We start from the raw sequence: 1,139 nt of genomic DNA, 5'->3' as shown, positions 1-1,139 counted from the left end.
GCGCTGCCGCTGGGGATCGGCTGGTTCACGGCGCTGGTGGAGCGCGAGCTGGCGCCGAGCCGGGTCAGGGCTGGGCGGTGATGGTCTCGACCTTGATGTCTTCCACGGTCGCGCCGGCGCTGTTGGTGTGGAGGGCGCGGATGATGCCGAATCCCTTGGCGAACCAGAGCGTGGACGGGCCGTCGCCGTTCGCCGCCGCGTCCGCATCCAGCGTCTTCACCCGGCACGCGTCCGTGAAGGTCTTGCCGGCCAGCGTCACCGTTTCGTAGCCCTCGAAGGTCCAGGTCTCCTGCCAGGAAGCCGTTTCGGTGTGGCCCGCAGACGCGCCCGCCAGCACCGTGGTCACCTCGGTGTAGTTCAGCGTCTTGGAGTCGCCGGCCTGCATGGTCAGCGGCAGCGTGAAGCCGTCGGAGCRCACGGCCTTGGCAATGGCGTTGCCGTTGGCGTCGTAGAGGATCCCGCCCAGCAGACGGGTGCCGTTCGCGTCCTGCGACCAGTAGGTCGCGTTGCTGCGGACGGTGGTGGCGTCCGTGAACTCCACGGCAGCGTTGCGTACCGCGCCCTCGAAGGTTTCCTTGGCCATCCGGACGCCGTCGGGGACGCCGCCCGGATCGGTCACGGTGTAGGCCACGCCCTCGGTGATCTCGAAGCAGCCGGCAAAGCTGGCCGCGGCAGGCGTCGTGGGGGTGGTCGTCGCGGCGGGTGTGGAATCGCCGCCGCCGCCGCCGCAGGCGGTCAGCGCCGCGCACAGGGTCGAAGCCAACAGGAAGGACGTGGGCAGGGAGATCTTGGTTTGGGCGGGTGTCATGGGTTTGGAACGTACTGCGTGGAAAGACACCCCGAGCCTACGTGGACGGCTCGCGCCGGGAGCGTGCAGGCTGCCGCCCTTTCGCTCATGAACCAGACGACATTCGCCGTTGCACTACTTTGCGTTGCAGAAACGCACGCGAAGCTCGCGCGGCGCCATGAAAAAGGGCRCCCGCAGGCGCCCCTTGTCGAAAGCCGATCGGCCTCAGTTGGCGGTCGAGAACTTGTAGTCCGTCTTCGACTTCGCGCGGATCTCGTCGCGGAACTTCGCGAGCTTCTGCTGGCCCAGGGCCTGCAGGATCYGCGGCTTCACTTCTTCGATCGACGGGACC

Annotated in this window: 1 protein-coding gene; it reads right to left on the bottom strand. The window is 68.0% G+C overall.

From position 1 onward, the window contains the following. Positions 1-64 precede the first annotated feature (64 nt). Positions 65-808 carry a hypothetical protein gene (locus AC1D15_RS33510; protein ID WP_477829456.1) on the bottom strand — a complete coding sequence of 248 codons (744 nt, stop codon included), beginning with the start codon at positions 806-808 and terminating at the stop codon, positions 65-67. Positions 809-1,139: the final 331 nt, after the last annotated feature.

The sequence above is a fragment of the Rhizobacter sp. P2_H2 genome (assembly GCF_056403375.1).
Note: the sequence above shows the minus strand (reverse complement) of the source record. Positions and strands in the feature narration are given on the sequence as shown.